This is a genomic window from Pseudarthrobacter kochi (genome assembly GCF_055412805.1).
In genome coordinates this window covers 101,973-118,572 of the sequence record NZ_JBVAYV010000005.1, presented here as the reverse complement: position 1 = coordinate 118,572, position 16,600 = coordinate 101,973, and the positions used below count along the sequence as shown (strand labels likewise).

The window sequence follows — 16,600 nt, the reverse complement described above, 5'->3', positions numbered from 1 at the left end:
CGCTTCAGCCTTCCTGTGTCTGTGCGGCGCGGGCACACGCTTGCCGGAGCACCCGCCGGGTGAGTTCGTCGGCGAGGTGCCGTTTGTAGTCAATCGGACCGCGCTGGTCGGCCACCGGGTCGCAGGCTTCCGCGGCGAGCCGTCCGGCCTCCACGAACAGTTCCTCCCGGGGCTGCTGGCTGCGGAGCAGTTCGGCTGCCCCGGCGACCGTGTGGTCGAGGCCGAGGGCGGTGAGCCCGACGGCGGCGTCGGCGATGGTGCCGTCCGGCCCGAGCGTCACGGACGCGCCGGCGGCGCCGACTGCCCAGTCGCCGACCCGGCGTTCGACCTTCTCGTAGGCGCTGCCCGAACGGGGGCGGATCGGGAAGCGGAGCTCGCACAGCAGTTCGTCCTGGCCCACCGCCGTCTCATAGGGCCCGCGGTGGAAGTCAGCCATGGCCAGGATGCGCTCGCCGGCCGGTCCGCGGATCACGGCTTCCGCACCCAGGACGTCGCAGACCGTGGACAGGTCCTCGGCCGGGTCGGCCTGGCAGAGCGATCCGCCGATCGTTCCCCGGTTGCGCACGACAGGGTCGGCGATCACGGATTCCGCGTCCCGGACGATGGGGAAGAGCGCAGCGATCTCGTCCGACTCCAGGAGCGTTGTGTGGCGCGTCAGGGCGCCGATGCGCAGCTTGTCGCCGTCGCGAAGGATGAAGTCGAGTTCGTAGAGGTCGTTGATGTCGATCAGCCATTCGGGCCGGGAGAGCCGGAGCTTCATCATCGGCAGGAGGCTGTGGCCCCCGGCGACGACCCGCGACTCCGGACCGTGGCGGGAGAGGAGTTCCAGGGCGTTGTCCACGGAAGTGGCCCGCACATAGTCGAAAGGAGCCGGAATCTGCATAGTCCCTACCTCACTCCAAGGCGCTGGCAACGTCGCGCAGCACCGGTTTGAGGCAAGTCTTGCCCCGCGTGATACGCAGTGTCAATATCGTCATAAGCGAAAGGTTATGACGCCGTGGCGATGACATTGAGCCAGCTCCGCACGTTCGCCCTGGTCGCCCGTCTGGGCTCGCTGCACGCTGCCGCGGAGACTCTCGGCGTCAGCGAACCGGCGGTTTCCGCCGCCCTGTCGGCGCTCCGGCTGGACCTTGGCGACCCGCTCTTCGTGCGCGCTGCCGGCGGCATTGCCCTGACTCCGGGCGGCCGTGCCCTCGCCGACTACGCCCAGGACATAGTCGGGCTGGTGGACCAGGCCCGCTGGGAAGTCGCCAATGCCAAGAGCGACGCCGGGCGGCTGAAGATTGTGGCCACCGCACCCTTCGCCGAACATGCGGCAGGCCAGCTGCTGGACCTCTTTACCAAACGTGTTCCCGGCGCTTCGGTGGATGTCGTGGTGGGGTCCGCGGAGGACCTTGCCTCGCTCCTGCAGGAACGGGCCTACGACATCGCCCTGGGTGCCCGGCCGGTGCTGCCGGTCGCCCCCGTGGGGACTGCCGGGACCCATCCGGGCCTGGACTGCGTGCCGTTCCTGCGCTACCAGCGCGCCCTGGTCGCGGCGTCGGGGCATCCGCTGGCCCGGCTGCCAGGACCGGTCTCCGTGGCCCGGCTGCTGGACCGGCCGTGGTTTGCCGGACCGGCGGGGATCCAGGAAAGCTCGGAGGAGGGCCGCTGGCTGGCATCGACGGGCGTGGTGCCGGAGATCATCCGGCTCAGCAGCGAGACGGAAGCGTTGGCGGCGGTGCGGGCGGGGGAAGGCATCATGCTGGCGCTCGGCCATATCGTCCGGGCCGAACTGCAGAGCGGGGTCCTCGTCCGGCTGCCCGTCGTCGGGACACCGGTCACGGGCCTGTGGTGGGCGAGCACCCTGGACAACCACCGGACCACCACGATGGCGCGGACGCTCCAGCGCTTCGCCGGCACGGCGGATGCGACCGCCGCGATGGTCGCCCCCGGCGGCCCGCGGGGCCTGGAACGCCGCGGGTCGAAGTTCCACGTCGCGCTGTGGAGCTGAGGAATCCCCGGGAAGGGTTTGCCTGTGTCGCGTTGCGAAACGTGGGTGTCGGTGCTACCCCTTGTTGGGGACGACGATCGACAGACGCACCGCTACGAAGAGGAGTAACAAATGACTTTGCCCCGGGACGAAGACAGCTCACTGCGGCACTGGAGTGCCCGCCTGATCCAGGCGCTGCAGATCCTTGACCTGGAAGTGGACCACGAGAAGATCGTCCAGGTCGCGGACGAGTCGCTCAAGGCCGTCGGGCCGCACGCGGATGCCATCAGCGCCTTCATCGTCGGCTACGCCGCGGGTACCGCGTCGACCGATGGCCGGAAGAGCACCCAGGACGCTGTCCACGCTGCATCCAACAAAGTCATCGAGCTCTGTGAGCACGGCGAGTCCGGCGGCCCCGACGAAGAGGGCTGGGCCAAGCGGGCCCAATAGCCGCGGCAGCCACCCCGCACCGCGGATGGCGTTCGACCCCCGTGGGACATGCCCTCCCCTTGTGCCCAAGGATGGACATATGTGCATCATGTCCAGTGGCCGCGGCCAGGGTGGGGCATGTCCTCCGGAGTGCGAATCACGCGCCGCGGGACATGCCCTCCTCTGGTGCCCGCGGATGGACATATAGGCATTATGTCCAGTGGCCGCGGTCAAGGTGGGGCATGTCCCGTGGGGTGGGACCTACCGCGGCTGGGCCGCGCCGGACGCCAGGGTGGTCGAGCCGTCCGGGGTTTGGTCCGCGCTGGGCTCCAGCCTGACGATGACGGCCTTGGATACCGGCGTGTTGCTGCCTTCGGCCGTGTGATTCAACGGCACCAGCACGTTGGCTTCCGGGTAATAGGCGGCCGCACAGCCGCGCGCGGTCGGGTAGGAAACCACCCGGAACTTGCGGACCATGCGCTCCACGCCGTCCTTGTACTCGCCCCGGATATCCACGAACATACCGTCGGCGAGGCCCAGTTCGGTGATGTCGTCCGGGTTCACGAAGACCACATTGCGGCCTTTCTTGATGCCCCGGTAACGGTCGTTGTGGCCGTAGATGGTGGTGTTGAACTGGTCATGTGAGCGCATGCTCTGCAGGATCAGCGTGCCCTCCGGCTTCTCCACATGCTCGAGGTCGTTGACGGTCAGAACAGCTTTGCCCGTCGGTGTCGGGAACGTGCGCGAATCCCGCGGCCCGTTCGCCAGGATGAAGCCGCCTTCGTGCCGGATCCGCTCGTTGTAGTCCTCGCAGCCGCCGATGACCCGCGAGATGTGGTCCCGGATCAGGTCGTAGTTCTTTTCGAAACCGTCCCAATCGGCCCGGACCCTGTCGCCGACCAGCGCTTTGCCGAGCCTGCTGACGATCGCCGGCTCGGAGAGCAGGTTGTGCGAGACCGGTTCCACGCTGCCCCAGGACGGGTGCACGGCGCAGACTGTGTCCTCCACCGAAACGAACTGCGGTCCCGACTCCTGGATGTCGATTTCGGTCCGCCCCATGGTGGGCAGGATCAGGGCTTCGGCACCTGTCACGGTGTGGGACCGGTTGAGTTTCGTGGAAATCTGCACGGAGAGCTCGGTGTTTTCCATGGCCGCTTCGGTGGCGTTGGTGTCCGAAATGGCGCCGACGAAGTTCCCGCCGAGCGCCACGAAAGCCTTGATCCCGCCGTCGCGCATCTTGTTGATGGTTTCGACGGCGTCTACGCCGTGGTCGCGGGGCGGTTCGAAGCCGAACTCCTCGCCGAGGGAGTCCATGAAGGACTGCGGCATCTGCTCCCAGATGCCCATGGTGCGGTCACCCTGGACGTTGCTGTGGCCCCGGATGGGGGAGGCGCCGGCGCCGGGCTTGCCCATGTTGCCGCGCAGCAGGAGCAGGTTGATGATCTCCTTGATCGTGGCCACGCCCTTTTTCTGCTGCGTGATGCCCATGGCCCAGGTGATGATGACCTTGTCGGCCTTCAGGTAACGGGCGGCGAGCTCGTCGATCTCCCCGGTGCGCAGGCCGGTCGCCTCCAGCACCGCCTGCTCGTCCAGCAGCGCCAGGTGTTCCCTCAGCTCCTGGAGCCCTTCGCAGTGCCCGGCGAGGAAGGCGTGGTCCAGGACGGTGCCGGGGTTCTTCGCCTCGGCGTCGAGCACGCGTTTGGAGATGGCCTGCAGCAGCGCCATGTCACCGCCGATGCGGATGTGCAGGAACTGGTCCGCGATCTCGGTGCCGCGGCCGATGATGCCCCTGACCTTCTGCGGATTCTTGTACCGGCGCAGGCCGGCCTCCGGGAGCGGGTTGACAGCGACAATTTCGCCGCCGTTTTCCTTGCAGGCTTCCAGCTCGGTGAGCATGCGCGGGTGGTTGGTGCCCGGGTTCTGCCCCATGATGATGATCAGGTCAGCTTTGGCGAAGTCGTCAAAGCTGACCGTGGCCTTGCCGATCCCGATGGTCTGGCCCATCGCCCAGCCCGAGGATTCGTGGCACATGTTGGAGCAGTCCGGCAGGTTGTTGGTGCCGTAGCCGCGGACCATCAGCTGGTAGAGGAAGGCTGCCTCGTTGGAGGTGCGGCCGCTGGTGTAGAAAGCGGCCTCGTCGGGCGAGTCGAGGCTTTTGAGCTTGTCCGCAATGATGCGGATAGCCTCGGGCCAGGTCACCGGCTTGTAGTGGTCCTCGCCGGCCGGTTTGTGGACGGGGTCGGTGAGCCGGCCCTGCATCCCCAGCCAGTATTCGGAGCGGGTCCGCAGTTCGCTGACGGAATGCTCCGCCCAGAACCCGCGGTCGATGACGACCGGCGTCGCCTCCCAGGTGACGGCCTTGGCACCGTTTTCGCAGAATTCGAAAGTCTTGCGGTGGTTCGGGTCCGGCCAGGCACAGCTGGGGCAGTCGAAACCGTGCTTCTGGTTCATCGCCAGGACGGTCTTGCGCGTGCGGTTCAGACCCATGTGTTCGATAGCGGGTGTCATGGAGTGCATCACCCCGGGGATGCCGGCGGCCCAGTCCTTTGGACCGTCACCGACCTCGAGGTCCTTGTCATCGTATTCCTCGACCTTGGGGTTCTTGCGGGTCACGTGAACTTCCCTTCTACAACCACCGCCTGTTCAGGCTGGTGCTTCTCTACTACCAAGCACACTACCTTTTGGCCTGTATCAGGCCTATCAGTTGGCGCGGAGCGCCGCAAGGGATCTGCCGTCGACGGCGGCGCCTCAGGTCCGTACCATGTGCGGTAGGCGGGCGGCTGCATCGCAACAGAGAGTGCCGGCCCGGAATCGAAGGGGCCCGCATGCCGGAGCAACAGGAAACACTGGAGGGCTTCACCGAGTCGACCTTCAGCCACGGGGGCATCCAGCACCAGGTCTTCCGGGCAGGAGCGGGCCCGGCGGTGGTCCTGATCCATGAGGTCCCCGGGATCCACTCCGGGGTGCTGGACCTCGCCCGCCGCCTGATCGGCCGGGGCTACACCGTATACCTTCCGTCGATGTTCGGGCGGCCCGGCGGAAAAGCGGGCGAGGGAATCGTGAAGTCCATCGCGAAGGTCTGCATTTCCCGTGAATTCGCCGTGCTGGCGAACCGGAGCAGCCCGGCAACGGGGTGGCTGCGCGCCCTCGCCGCCCAGGCGCACCAGGAGTGCGGCGGTCCCGGGGTCGGGGCGATCGGGATGTGCATGACGGGGAGCTTCGCCCTCGCCATGGCACTGGAACCCGCCGTCCTGGCCCCGGTCATGAGCCAACCCGCGCTCCCGGCGGGCCTGACCGCGCGGCGGCGGGCCGCCGTCGGGCTTGACGACGAAGAGCTGGCGAGGATGAAAGACCGGACCAGCCAGGGGCTCCGGCTCCTTGGATTGCGGTTCAGCAATGACCGCGGGTGTCCGGCGGAGCGCTTCGCCACCCTGCGGCGCGAATTCGGTGCGGGCTTCGAAGGCATCGAAGTCGATTCTTCGCCCGGCAACCCGTTCGGGATTGCCCAGTCCGCGCACTGCGTCCTGACCGTGGACCTGGTGGACACTCCCGGCCACCCGACGAAGGCCGCGCTGGACCGGACCATCGAGTTCATTGGCGAGCGCCTTCGCCCGGAGCCCGCATCAACGACGAAACCCGAGGAGAAATGATGAAACCGATGACAGTGGTGTGGACCGCGGCTGCTACCGCCGCGACGGCCGCGGCCGGCGCGCTGGCAACGGATCCGGAGAGTTCCTGGTACCGGCGGCTGCGCAAACCGGACTGGCAGCCGCCCGCCATCGCCTTCCCGGTGGTCTGGACAGCGCTCTACGCGGACCTCGCCGTGAGCTCGGCCGCCGCGCTGGACAGCAACGAGGCGCCCGAGGTCCCCGGCGGCAAGACCGCGCAGCGGCAGATCCGCGCCTATCAGGGTGCCCTTGCCGCGAACCTCGTCCTCAATGCCGGGTGGAGTTGGCTTTTCTGGCGTAGCCGCCGGCCGTGGCTGGCTGCGGCGGAGTGCGCCGTGCTGACGGTGAGCAGCGCCGACCTGGTGCGGCGGACGTACAGGCTTCACCGCGGCGCCGGGGTGTCCCTGGCCCCCTACGCGCTGTGGTGCGGCTTCGCCACTGTCCTGTCGACGGCAATCGCGGGACTCAACCCCCGGGCGGACGGCCGGCAGCGGTAGTCCGCCGGTTCAGCGCCCGGCCACGAGGTTATCCCGGATCTCGCGGCGGAGCACCTTGCCGATGAGCGAGCGGGGGAGGGAATCGAGCACGACCACCCGGCGCGGCACCTTGTAGGCGGTCAGTTGCTTCCGGGCAAAGGCAACGAGCGCGTCAGCATCGATGGTGGTGCCCGGGATCGGCACCACGGCGGCGACGACGTCCTCTCCGCCTCCCGGGCGGGGCATCCCAACCACCGAGACTTCCGAAACGCCCGGGAAGGTGGCAATGACGTCCTCCACCTCACTGGGCGAGACGTTGAAGCCTCCCGTGATGATCAGTTCCTTGATCCGGTCCCGGATTGTCACGAAGTAGTCGTCATCCACCGAGACGATGTCGCCGGTGCGGAACCAGCCGCCGTCGAGCAGGGCGTCCTCGGTCTCCTGGGGCCGGTTCCAGTAGCCGGCGAACACCTGCGGGCCGCGGATCAGGAGTTCCCCCTCCTCACCCGGGGCGCGGTCCAGCGCGACGTTCCGGGGGTCCACCACCCGGATGTCGGTCAGCGGGAACGGGACCCCCACCGTGCCCGGCTTGCGGCTGGGGCCGAACGGGTTGCCAATCGCGATCGGGGAGGTTTCGGTCAGCCCGTAGCCCTCGATCAGGTAGCCGCCGGTCGCTTTCTCCCAGGTCTCCACGGTCGACGTCGGCAGGTTCATGGCGCCCGAGATCGAGAAACGGATGCTTTCCAGCCCGATGCCGCGTTCCGCCGCCGCGGCGGCGATCCGGTCATAAATCGGCGGCACCGCCGGCAGGAACGTCGCGGGGGACTTCTTGAGCGCCTTCAGCACGAGGTCGACATCGAACTTGGGGAACAGGACCAGCTTCGCGCCGATGCTGAGGGCGAACGTCATGCAGAGCGTCAGGCCGTAGGCGTGGAACATCGGCAGCACCGCGTACACAGTTTCCCGGCCGTCCTTGAGCCCGGGCACCCAGGCCCGGCCCTGCGCGGCATTGGCCTGCAGATTGGCGTGGCTGAGCATGGCCGCCTTGGGCAGCCCGGAGGTGCCGGAGGTGTACTGGAGGACGGCGAGGTCCTGGGCCGCCGGGCGCGGATGCTTCTTCCTGAGCTCGCCGGCGACGAGGAGCTTCCGCCACGGCAGCACGGGCCGCGCGGCCGGAGCCTGCCGGCCCTTCGGCTGGTCCTTTGCCACGGAAAGCGCGGCACGGGCCTTGCTGGCCGCCGGAACCGGAAGCCGCAGCGCGAGCCGCTGCAGCAGCGGCATCGCGGGGATGAGCTCCACCGAGACGATGCTGCGGAGCCCGACGTCGGCCGGCAGCTGGCGGACCCGCTCCACGGCCTTGTCCCAGACGATCGCGACGACGGCCCCGTGGTCCTCGAACTGGTGGCGCAGTTCCCGCTCCGTGTAGAGAGGATTGTGTTCGACCACGACGGCGCCGAGGCGCAGCACGGCATGGAAGGCAACGATGTGCTGCGGGCAGTTCGGCAGCACGAGGGCCACCCTGTCGCCGGCCTTGACGCCGAGCTTCTCCAGTCCGGCGGCCGCCCGGCTGATCAGCGTGCCGAGCTCGCGGTAGCTGGTGCGGGCCCCGAAGAACTCCAGGGCGGTCTTCGACCCGTAGCGGCGCACGGAGCTGTCCACGAGATCCACGAGCGAGCCCTTGGGCAACACCAGGTGCGCCGGAACCCCCGGCCCGTAGGAACGGGTCCACGGGCGTTCACGCCAGGGCTGCCCGGATTGATGTTCCGTGCTGCCGGGGGCCGTGCGTGTGGATTTCTTCTTCATGATCAGTCCTTGCCACTGCGAGCCGCCGGGTATTTGCGGGCCAACGGTCCCGCCGGGAAAAATCCTACCGGTGCCGGGCCATCCCCGCTGCCGGGGCTGCACGCGGGCCTGACCCTGGACGTTCGTGACTTTTGGCCCTAGGGGCCGGCCCGGCGCGGGCGGAAGCTTGGGTCAACGCCTGCGCGGATCAGCCGCGCCGTTTCGTGTCGATGCAGGCCATTCCAGGCCGGACATGCGGGATCGGGAGCACCATGAAGCACCAGCAGCCCACCCTCCGTTTCCTTGGAGCCACCGACACGGTCACCGGCTCAAGGTACCTGCTTGAGGCCGGCGGTAAACGCGTGCTGGTCGACTGCGGGCTCTTCCAGGGCTACAAACGAAGCCGCGAACGCAACCGGACGCCCTTCCCGGTCCGGCCCTCCTCGATCGACGCCGTGGTCCTGACCCATGCACACCTGGACCACACAGGCTACGTACCCGCTCTGGTGCGGGACGGATTCACCGGTCCCGTCATCGCCACCGACGGCACCACGGACCTGTGCAAACTGATCCTCCCGGACAGCGGCTACCTGCAGGAGGAGGAAGCCCGCTACGCGACACACCGGGGATCGACCAGGCACAGTCCTGCGCTGCCGCTCTACACCGCGGCCGACGCGGTGAAGTCCCTCAACAGCTTCAAGATCCACGATTTCGACGTTCCCGTGGACCTTGGCGGGGGGATGGAAATGACGTTCGTCCCGGCCGGGCATATCCTGGGCGCCGCCCAGGTCCACGTTCGGACGGGCTCCCACGCGGTGCACTTTACCGGAGACCTGGGCCGGTCGGATGACCCCCTGATGCACCCGCCACGGCCCCTGGGTACGACCGATGTGCTGGTGACGGAGTCGACCTACGGGAACCGGAAACACTCCACCGTGGATCCGGAAAAACAGCTGGGGGACATCATCAACCGGGTCGCGAAACGCGGCGGCGTGGTGCTGTTCGCCGCGTTCGCCGTCGGCCGCGCTGAAACGCTGATGCTGTACCTGTCCCGCCTCCGCAGCAAGCACCTGATCCCGGACATCCCGGTGTACCTCAACAGCCCCATGGCCATTGACGCCTCCGGGATGTACCAGCGGCACCCCGAGGAGCACCGGCTGAAAGAGCAGGAGTACATAAACATGTACAACGTGGCCAAGCTGACCCGCTCGGTCGATGAATCCAAGCTGTTGAACCTCCGCGGCGGCCCGATGATCATCATCTCCGCGTCCGGAATGCTCACCGGAGGAAGGATCCTCCACCATCTGGCCGCCTACGGGCCCGATCCGAAGAACGCGGTGATCCTCAGCGGCTTCCAGGCCGGCGGCACCCGCGGTGCCACGCTGGCAGCCGGCGGGCGCGAGCTGCGCATCTACGGCGAAGACGTCTTGGTCCGGGCTGAAGTGATCCAGATGGAGAGCCTGTCCGCGCATGCGGACACCGACGGACTGATGGCATGGATGAAAGCCGCAGAAAGGGAACCCCGGATGACCTACATCACCCACGGTGAACCGGAAGCGTCGGATGCCCTGCGCATCAGGATCAAACGCGAACTGGGCTGGCGTGCGCGTGTCCCCGAGCACCTCGAAACGATCTCCATCGAGGAGCCACGGTGACCTCCGGCGTCGGAAAGGCCCCGGTACTGGCTGAAATCCACTCAGTGGCCCGGCAGCTGAAGACGGACCGGGACCTCAACGGGCTGGTGCGGCGGGCGGCGGACTGCCGGTTTGCCGCGATCGGCGAAGCCTCCCACGGCACGCACGAGTTCTATACCTGGCGTGACACCCTCAGCAGGCGCCTCATCGAAGAGGAAGGCTACAACTGGATCGGCGCGGAGGGGGACTGGCCCGACTGCTGGCGGATCAACCGCTGGGTGCGGGGCGAGGCCGGGCAGGAGCAAGGCGTCCACGCCCTTCTCGGCGGCTTTGCGCGCTGGCCCACCTGGATGTGGGCGAACGAGGAAGTTGCGGCGTTCCTGGACTGGCTGCGAACCTGGAATCTCCGCCGGCCGATGAGCCAGCGGGTCGGCTTCTACGGGCTGGATGTGTACTCGCTGTGGGATTCGCTCCGCGAGATCATCGGCTGGCTCCAGGAAAACGTGCCCGACGCCGTCCCCGCCGCCATGCGCGCCTGGCAGTGCTTCCTGCCCCACCACGAAAACCCGCACAAGTACGCCTGGAGCACCCGGCTGGTGCCCGAGTCCTGCGAAGCTGACGTCATCGCCCTCCTCACCGAGGTCAGGAGCCGGGTGTCCCGTCCGGGCGGCCATGATGAAGAAGCGTTCGACGCGGTGCAGAACGCCGAGGTGGCGGCCAACGCCGAGCACTATTACCGGATCATGGTCCGCGGCGACCGCCAGTCCTGGAACGTCCGGGACCACCATATGGCCGACACCATAGACCGCCTCAGCAGGCACCTGGGTCCCGACTCGAAAGGCCTCATCTGGGAGCACAATACACACGTGGGGGATGCCCGGGCCACGGACATGGCCCAGGACGGCCTCATCAATGTGGGGCAATTGCTGCGCGAACGGCATGCCGCGGAAGGCGTGATGCTGGTGGGCCTCGCCTGCCACCGGGGCGAGGTGATCGCCGCGGAAGCCTGGGGCAGTCCGGAGCGGATCCTGCCGGTGCCGCCCGCGCGACCGGGCAGCCACGAAGACTTCCTCCACGAGGCCCTGGGGGTGCCGTCGGTCTTGGAGTTCGGTGAAGACAGGTCGGGACCGTGGCTTTCCACCTGGCTTGGCCACCGCGCCATCGGTGTGGTCTATCACCCGCAGCGGGAACTCGGGAACTACGTACCGACCCGGATGGGGGAGCGCTACGACGCGCTGATCTGGTTCGAGGACACCCACGCGCTGCGTCCGGTGCATCATGAAGGGCCGCCGGGGGAACCCGAATTCGAGACGGAACCGACCGGCTTCTAATCCGCCGTCCGGGAGCGGGCCGGGAGAGGCCTGCTGGCCGGCCAAGGGCATTGTTCATGCGGGGACTCGGCGTCCTGCGTGGTGCCCCCGTCCGGCCCCGACAGGCCGGCGGCGAGGATCCGCACGGCGCTGAGAGTCACGAATTCGTTCGGCCCCGTCCGGCCCCAGTCAGTCACGTCAGTCTGGCCCTCAGCCCCCGGCGGGGACCACCAGGCACCCTCGACCGGCCACCGCCCGTCCGGCAGCATCTTGCTCCGCAGCAGCTCGGCGGCCTCGAGGGCGCGGGGGTCTCCCGACAGCCCCATTCGGGACAGCAGCAGCAGGGCCGGGAGGATGCCGTAGTGCCAGAACTCCGGGTACCGAAGCTTGACCCACCGCGGGTCGATCGGACGCCCGGTTGAGGAAGATTTGACGAGCCGGTGTGCCAGCAACAGCTCGGCCGCCCGTTCGGCGGCCTCCCGGGCCGCAGGATCGCCCGTGGCTTTGCAGAACGCGTAGAGCCCTTTGGCGGCGGGCAGCGTCTCATGGAAGGAGGAACGGCGCCCGCTCGCACCGACGTCACAGTTCCAGCCGCCGTCGGGCCATTGCCAGAGCACCAGGTCGTGGGCCAGTTGAGCCACCCGGGGATCCGATGCCATTCCCAACCGGCTGCAGACGTAGAGGGCATTTCCTTCCTGCGATGCGCAGCGTCGGGTGAGTCCGTTGATGACACGGATCTGGCTCCGGTGCTGGTCGCCGTGCAGCCACCCGAGCACCGAACCGGCGGCGTCCAGCAGTGACGGTGCGTCCGCCGCTGTGACGCCGAGGTCGACGAGGGAGACGAGCCGCCAGTGCGCGCCCGTCCATTTCCGGTAGGGATGGACCCCGAAGCCGCCGTCGGGCTGTTGGCCGGACAACAGGGAGGAAACGATCCTGCCGTTGGTTACGGAGCCTTCGGACCACGGGGCGCCGAGGAACTCCAGTCGCGCCGCGCGGCGTACGGCAGGTTCCGGGGATGCCGCCAACCACGCAATGGCGGACAGCCACGCGTCGTGCTTCATGCCTCGACGCTACGCAGGCGGGCAAGGGCGAGTGAGGGGCTTAAGGCCCTAACCGGCGGTGCCCTCCCGGCGCACACTGAAGTGCCGGCGGACTCTTGGTGCTGCCGCCCGGATCATGCGATGCAGAACAGACCGCGCCACGGAAAAGAGCAGGATTCAGAATGAACAAGCCAATCGTCGTCGGTATCAACGGATCGGCCGGGAGCGAGGCAGCGCTGACGTGGGCCCTTGAGCGGGCGGCCCGGGACAAGCTTCCGGTCATCGCCATTCACGCGGTGGACGACCGCTGGATGTCCCCGGATTTCCAGTACCACGAGCTCATCCGGCAATCGGGTATGGAGCTGCTCCAGAAGGCCCAGGCCAGCGCCAGCGAGCAGGCGCCCGACGTCAAGGTGGACATCCAACTCCGTCATGGCAGCGGCGGCTCGGTCCTGCGGGAGGTTTCCAAGGAAGCGTCCATGGTGGTCGTTGGCGAGCATGACAAGCATTGGATGGACGGCGGTCCAATGACGGACCGTGCCTTGCAGATCGTCTCCGCCTCGGAAATCCCCGCAGCAGTGATCCCGCTGAAACGCGGCGGGGACCACGGAGTGGTGGTTGGTGTGGACGGCTCCGAAGAGTCCCTGCAGGCCGTGAGCTTCGCCGCGGCGGAAGCAGACCGGGGCGGTGACGAGCTGACCGTGGTCCTCGCCTTCCGCAGGCCGGCGCGCTGGGTCGAAAACCAGCTGCCGAACAGCGGGCTCGCCGAAACCATCCTCGAGGAGGACCGGATCGTCCTGGCCGAATCCGTCGCCGGGCTGGGCGACAAGTACCCGGACCTCGTCGTCCACCAGCGACTGGAGACCGACACCGAACCCGCCAAAGCCCTCGTCCAAGCCGCCAAGGACGCCCGGCTTCTCGTGGTGGGCAGCCGTGGCCGCGGAGGCTTCTCCCGGATGTTGCTCGGCTCCACAGCCCACGCGGTGCTCCTCAACGTGCCGTGCCCGACCATCGCGACCCGGGTGCACAAGGTCAAGCACGAGGACTGACCGGTAGAGCAGGAAATCCTCTGCAGAAAGGCCCCTCCCTGAAGGGGCCTTTCTGCGGCAGGACCCTTGAGGCTTCCCCGGCCGGGTGGGAGGATGATCCAGTGGAGCCCGTCTTCGATTTTGTCGGTCACTTCTGGGGCTCATTTTCCCGCTGAGCGGACTGTTCGGAGGCTGGGCGCGGTCCTGGTCCAGGGCCAGTGAACGCCGTCACCGGCGCCGGGTGGAACTCTACAAACTCCGGAACCAGGCGGCCGACGTGGAGCAGGCCAGCCGGTCCGAGGTCGGGCAGCTCATGGAGGGCCACGACGCCGTCAACCGGCGGTGGCTCGATTACGAACTCGACGTCGGCAAACTCATCGACTTTCCGGTCATGACCGATGTGCGCGAGCCATTGACGGTGGCGTTCCTGCGCGCCAAACGGACGGCCGACGCCTTGCGGCCGCGGACCCCGGGGACATCACGACGGCGGCGCGGATCGCGGCGGACGCCGGGAGGGCACCCGACTTCCAGCAGGGCTGACGGACCCCTGGTCCAGCACGCAACCGCGGGGCTGCGCGGTTCCGGCGCTTGTTTTGCCCTGATGTCTTTGCCCCGTACGCTTTAGGCGTCAGGCTACTTTGCTGAACGCTGCACCCCCGCCCGGTTAACTCCGTACGAATGTTGTGGCAACGGGGAATGAAACCGCTGACCGTCGACTCTGCAGATTGGGCAACAGGTGGAAATCACCATCATGGTGGTGCTGGTAATAGCGCTGGCGCTTTTCTTTGACTTCACGAACGGATTTCACGACACGGCCAACGCGATGGCCACCCCCATCGCCACCGGTGCCATCAAACCCAAAACGGCAGTAGCCCTCGCGGCCGTGCTGAACCTCGTGGGTGCATTCCTGTCCACTGAAGTGGCCAAGACCGTCTCGGGCGGCATCATCAAGGAAGGATCCGACGGGATCCAGATCACACCGGAAATCATCTTCGCAGGCCTCATGGGCGCCATCCTCTGGAACATGATCACCTGGCTGAAGGGCCTGCCGTCGAGTTCCTCGCACGCGCTCTTCGGCGGCCTGATCGGCGCGGCCATCGCCGGCATCGGCATCCACTCGGTGAACATCGAGAGCCTCATGCAGAAGGTGATCCTCCCGGCGATCTTCGCGCCGATCATCGCCGGCGGCGTAGCGTATCTTTGCACCAAACTGGCCTACGCACTCACCTCCCGCCACGACCCCGAAACCGGCAGCAAGCTCACGCAGAAGCGCGGTGGCTTCCGCACCGGCCAGATCTTCACGTCCAGCCTCGTTGCCCTCGCCCACGGCACCAACGACGCACAAAAGACCATGGGCATCATCACGCTTGTGCTGATCGCCGCCGGCACCCAGCAGCCCGGCTCCGGACCTCCCTTCTGGGTCATCGCCTCCTGCGCCCTCGCCATCGCGATTGGCACCTACTCCGGTGGCTGGCGGATCATCCGCACCATGGGATCCGGACTCACGGACGTTAAGCCGGCCCAGGGCTTCGCCGCCGAAAGCAGCACGGCGTCGGCCATCCTGGCGTCCTCGCACCTCGGGTTTGCACTGTCCACCACCCAGGTGGCGTCCGGCTCCGTCATCGGTTCGGGCATGGGCCGCCGCGGCTCCACCGTCCGGTGGGGAACCGCCGGAAGGATTGCGCTCGGCTGGCTCTTCACGCTGCCGGCTGCCGGGATTGTGGGGGCCCTGACGGCGCTGCTCGTGAAGACCGGCGTCGGCGGGGTGATCATCGCCGCCGCAGCCGGGACCGCGGCCGTGACTTACATGTTCCTCCACTCGAAGAAGTCGCACGTCGGGCACCACAACGCCGTCGAAGTTGAAGAAGCCGGCGCAGCAGTGCGCTTCCGCAGGAAGAAGGCGCTGGCCGTGAGCCGCGCCAACGACAAGCCGAAGGGCGAAGTTTAATGAAGTGGCTGGAACTGGTTCAAGTGGCCAGCGCAACGCTCGTCGCTGCAGTGACCGTCGTCGTCCTGTACGCCCTGGGGGTCCGTCTCACGGCCATCGCCGGCGACGTCAGTGAACGGAAGCCGGCGTGGGTCCGGCCGCTCGCCTACGCGTGCTTTGGCCTGTGCGGCCTCGCCGTGCTGTTCGGGCTGTACCTGATCATTCCCTACTTCAGCAAGTAGAGCCTTTCCGTAAGCAGCGCGGAGGATGGGCAGCCCGGCCGGGATTGGCTAGGCTGGGGCCATGCCTGGATTCCAGTATTTTGTCGCGTCCTCGCTGGACGGATTCATTGCCACCGCTGATGACGAACTGGACTGGTTGCTCCAGTTCGACGGTTTCGCCGGCGGCAAGGAAAGCTACGACGCCTTTATGGCCGACGTCGGCTGCATCGTGATGGGCGGCGACACCTACGCCTGGCTGCGGAAGCACGAACCCGGCACCTGGCCGTATCCCTCGACGCCGTGCTGGGTGTTCACGCACCACGAACTCTCGGCCCCCCGGGGAGCGGACGTGACGTTTGTCCGCGGGCCCGTCGCCGAATTCGTCGAGGACCTCAAAGCCGAAGCGGGAGGCCGGAACGTCTGGATCGTCGGCGGAGGTGTCCTTGCGGCCCAGTTCGCGGACGCCGGCGCGCTCGACGAGATCATCATTTCGATCATCCCCGTGGTGCTCGGCAACGGCAAAGCGGTGCTGCCCATGGCCGGACCGACGCCGCCTCTGGAGCTGGTTTCGTCGAACACCCTGGGGCGGGGCATCGTGGAGCTGCGGTACCGGTTCGGGAGCAGCCCGGCTTAGACCCTGTGCGGCGCCTACCCGGCGATGTCGCGGATCAGGTTGGTGATGCGCGCCGTTGACAGCCTGCGGCCCTGCTCGTCCGTCATGACGATCTCGTGTGTGGTGAGGGTGCGGCCAAGGTGGATTGCCGTGCACGTGCCGGTCACCGTGCCCGCGGTGATGGCCCGGTGATGCGTTGCGCTGACGTCAATTCCCAGGGCCTGGCGCTTGGGCCCGGCGTGCATTCCGGCGGCAAAGGAGCCCAGGGTTTCGGCCAACACCACGTGGGCGCCGCCGTGCAGGATCCCGGCCACCTGGGTGTTGCCTTCCACCGGCATCGTGCCAACCGTGCGTTCGGGACTCATCTCCAGGAAATGGATCCCCATCTTCACCACCAGGGCTCCCACGCCGTAGTGTCCAAGCCAGTCATGCATTTCCTCGGGAACCCCGGCAGCCGCCAGTTCGGCCGCGTACGGGCCCGGCGTGAAATTGTCCTTCAT

The 16,600-nt window shown here is 67.5% G+C and carries 16 protein-coding genes; 11 read left to right on the top strand and 5 right to left on the bottom strand.

Annotated elements, in window-relative coordinates; genetic code table 11:
* Positions 1–4: 4 nt before the first annotated feature.
* On the bottom strand, positions 5–883 hold the full coding sequence (locus ACZY0Y_RS04635; RefSeq protein ID WP_463956953.1) for an FAD binding domain-containing protein: 879 nt from the start codon (positions 881–883) through the stop codon (positions 5–7).
* A 120-nt stretch (positions 884–1,003) separates the two neighbouring features.
* On the opposite strand from ACZY0Y_RS04635, the gene ACZY0Y_RS04630 reads away from it, so the two are divergent.
* On the top strand, positions 1,004–1,993 hold the full coding sequence (locus ACZY0Y_RS04630; protein WP_463956987.1) for a LysR family transcriptional regulator: 990 nt from the start codon (positions 1,004–1,006) through the stop codon (positions 1,991–1,993).
* Between the two features lie 111 nt (positions 1,994–2,104).
* The gene (locus ACZY0Y_RS04625) at positions 2,105–2,422 is read left to right on the top strand and encodes a DUF6457 domain-containing protein (RefSeq protein WP_463881309.1); all 318 of its coding nucleotides are present in this window, start codon (positions 2,105–2,107) and stop codon (positions 2,420–2,422) included.
* 240 nt (positions 2,423–2,662) lie between these two features.
* On the opposite strand, the gene ACZY0Y_RS04620 is transcribed toward ACZY0Y_RS04625, so the two are convergent.
* On the bottom strand, positions 2,663–5,014 hold the full coding sequence (locus tag ACZY0Y_RS04620; RefSeq protein WP_463956952.1) for an FdhF/YdeP family oxidoreductase: 2,352 nt from the start codon (positions 5,012–5,014) through the stop codon (positions 2,663–2,665).
* A gap of 212 nt (positions 5,015–5,226) precedes the next feature.
* On the opposite strand from ACZY0Y_RS04620, the gene ACZY0Y_RS04615 reads away from it, so the two are divergent.
* Positions 5,227–6,051 carry a dienelactone hydrolase family protein gene (locus ACZY0Y_RS04615; RefSeq protein WP_463956951.1) on the top strand — a complete coding sequence of 275 codons (825 nt, stop codon included), beginning with the start codon at positions 5,227–5,229 and terminating at the stop codon, positions 6,049–6,051.
* A complete protein-coding gene (locus ACZY0Y_RS04610; RefSeq protein ID WP_463956950.1) occupies positions 6,051–6,566 on the top strand; it encodes a TspO/MBR family protein in 516 nt (171 codons plus the stop codon). The genes ACZY0Y_RS04615 and ACZY0Y_RS04610 overlap by 1 nt, the downstream gene beginning before the upstream one ends.
* Positions 6,567–6,575: 9 nt before the next feature.
* Here the strand turns inward: ACZY0Y_RS04610 and ACZY0Y_RS04605 are convergent, their stop codons facing one another.
* Positions 6,576–8,348 carry a long-chain-fatty-acid--CoA ligase gene (locus ACZY0Y_RS04605; protein ID WP_463881298.1) on the bottom strand — a complete coding sequence of 591 codons (1,773 nt, stop codon included), beginning with the start codon at positions 8,346–8,348 and terminating at the stop codon, positions 6,576–6,578.
* A gap of 251 nt (positions 8,349–8,599) precedes the next feature.
* Between ACZY0Y_RS04605 and ACZY0Y_RS04600 the strand changes: the two genes are divergently transcribed.
* Positions 8,600–9,982, top strand: a complete 1,383-nt coding sequence (locus tag ACZY0Y_RS04600; RefSeq protein WP_463956949.1) for an MBL fold metallo-hydrolase RNA specificity domain-containing protein — start codon at positions 8,600–8,602, stop codon at positions 9,980–9,982.
* Positions 9,979–11,292 (top strand): erythromycin esterase family protein, encoded by a 1,314-nt coding sequence (locus ACZY0Y_RS04595; RefSeq protein ID WP_463956948.1) that lies wholly within the window; start codon positions 9,979–9,981, stop codon positions 11,290–11,292. The genes ACZY0Y_RS04600 and ACZY0Y_RS04595 overlap by 4 nt, the downstream gene beginning before the upstream one ends.
* Here ACZY0Y_RS04595 and ACZY0Y_RS04590 read toward each other — a convergent pair.
* On the bottom strand, positions 11,289–12,332 hold the full coding sequence (locus ACZY0Y_RS04590) for a hypothetical protein (RefSeq protein WP_463956947.1): 1,044 nt from the start codon (positions 12,330–12,332) through the stop codon (positions 11,289–11,291). The two genes, ACZY0Y_RS04595 and ACZY0Y_RS04590, sit on opposite strands and share 4 nt — an antisense overlap.
* 161 nt (positions 12,333–12,493) lie before the next feature.
* Between ACZY0Y_RS04590 and ACZY0Y_RS04585 the strand changes: the two genes are divergently transcribed.
* From ACZY0Y_RS04585 to ACZY0Y_RS04565, 5 genes are all read left to right on the top strand, one after another.
* Positions 12,494–13,360 (top strand): universal stress protein, encoded by an 867-nt coding sequence (locus ACZY0Y_RS04585; RefSeq protein ID WP_463881289.1) that lies wholly within the window; start codon positions 12,494–12,496, stop codon positions 13,358–13,360.
* Positions 13,361–13,580: 220 nt separating this feature from the next.
* Positions 13,581–13,964: a hypothetical protein gene (locus ACZY0Y_RS04580; protein ID WP_463956946.1), complete on the top strand. Its 384-nt coding sequence runs from the start codon at positions 13,581–13,583 to the stop codon at positions 13,962–13,964.
* 111 nt (positions 13,965–14,075) lie between these two features.
* The gene (locus ACZY0Y_RS04575) at positions 14,076–15,287 is read left to right on the top strand and encodes an inorganic phosphate transporter (RefSeq protein ID WP_463956945.1); all 1,212 of its coding nucleotides are present in this window, start codon (positions 14,076–14,078) and stop codon (positions 15,285–15,287) included.
* Positions 15,287–15,508: a hypothetical protein gene (locus ACZY0Y_RS04570; protein WP_463956944.1), complete on the top strand. Its 222-nt coding sequence runs from the start codon at positions 15,287–15,289 to the stop codon at positions 15,506–15,508. The genes ACZY0Y_RS04575 and ACZY0Y_RS04570 overlap by 1 nt, the downstream gene beginning before the upstream one ends.
* A gap of 61 nt (positions 15,509–15,569) precedes the next feature.
* Positions 15,570–16,121: a dihydrofolate reductase family protein gene (locus ACZY0Y_RS04565; protein ID WP_463881282.1), complete on the top strand. Its 552-nt coding sequence runs from the start codon at positions 15,570–15,572 to the stop codon at positions 16,119–16,121.
* 14 nt (positions 16,122–16,135) lie between these two features.
* Here the strand turns inward: ACZY0Y_RS04565 and ACZY0Y_RS04560 are convergent, their stop codons facing one another.
* Positions 16,136–16,600, bottom strand: a complete 465-nt coding sequence (locus ACZY0Y_RS04560; RefSeq protein ID WP_463881280.1) for a hotdog fold thioesterase — start codon at positions 16,598–16,600, stop codon at positions 16,136–16,138.

Coding starts and splice junctions, on each gene's coding strand:
- ACZY0Y_RS04615 (WP_463956951.1), top strand. CDS start 5,227: ATGCCGGAGCAACAGGAAACACTGGAGGGCTTCACCGAGTCGACCTTC.
- ACZY0Y_RS04630 (WP_463956987.1), top strand. CDS start 1,004: ATGACATTGAGCCAGCTCCGCACGTTCGCCCTGGTCGCCCGTCTGGGC.
- ACZY0Y_RS04590 (WP_463956947.1), bottom strand. CDS start 12,332: ATGAAGCACGACGCGTGGCTGTCCGCCATTGCGTGGTTGGCGGCATCC.
- ACZY0Y_RS04600 (WP_463956949.1), top strand. CDS start 8,600: ATGAAGCACCAGCAGCCCACCCTCCGTTTCCTTGGAGCCACCGACACG.
- ACZY0Y_RS04560 (WP_463881280.1), bottom strand. CDS start 16,600: ATGAAGGACAATTTCACGCCGGGCCCGTACGCGGCCGAACTGGCGGCT.
- ACZY0Y_RS04605 (WP_463881298.1), bottom strand. CDS start 8,348: ATGAAGAAGAAATCCACACGCACGGCCCCCGGCAGCACGGAACATCAA.
- ACZY0Y_RS04635 (WP_463956953.1), bottom strand. CDS start 883: ATGCAGATTCCGGCTCCTTTCGACTATGTGCGGGCCACTTCCGTGGAC.
- ACZY0Y_RS04625 (WP_463881309.1), top strand. CDS start 2,105: ATGACTTTGCCCCGGGACGAAGACAGCTCACTGCGGCACTGGAGTGCC.
- ACZY0Y_RS04570 (WP_463956944.1), top strand. CDS start 15,287: ATGAAGTGGCTGGAACTGGTTCAAGTGGCCAGCGCAACGCTCGTCGCT.
- ACZY0Y_RS04610 (WP_463956950.1), top strand. CDS start 6,051: ATGAAACCGATGACAGTGGTGTGGACCGCGGCTGCTACCGCCGCGACG.
- ACZY0Y_RS04565 (WP_463881282.1), top strand. CDS start 15,570: ATGCCTGGATTCCAGTATTTTGTCGCGTCCTCGCTGGACGGATTCATT.
- ACZY0Y_RS04585 (WP_463881289.1), top strand. CDS start 12,494: ATGAACAAGCCAATCGTCGTCGGTATCAACGGATCGGCCGGGAGCGAG.